Here is a 280-nt window from a genome sequence, read left to right as displayed (position 1 = left end):
CACCGGTGCTGCCCAGATGGACGGCGCGATCCTGGTTTGCTCGGCCGCCGATGGTCCGATGCCACAAACCCGTGAGCACATCCTGCTGTCCCGTCAGGTAGGCGTTCCGTACATCGTGGTCTTCCTGAACAAGGCTGACCTGGTAGACGACGCTGAGCTGCTGGAACTGGTCGAGATGGAAGTTCGCGACCTGCTGTCCACCTACGACTTCCCAGGCGACGACACCCCGATCATCATCGGTTCGGCTCGTATGGCGCTGGAAGGCAAAGACGACAACGAA

At 60.7% G+C, this 280-nt stretch carries 1 protein-coding gene; it reads left to right on the top strand.

The window, feature by feature from the left end; all coding sequences use genetic code 11:
• On the top strand, positions 1-280 hold a 280-nt coding region (locus tag AC25MA_RS25855), incomplete at both ends, for a GTP-binding protein (RefSeq protein WP_486972551.1).

Source organism: Pseudomonas sp. P65(2024) (genome assembly GCF_057480955.1).
Note: the sequence above shows the minus strand (reverse complement) of the source record. Positions and strands in the feature narration are given on the sequence as shown.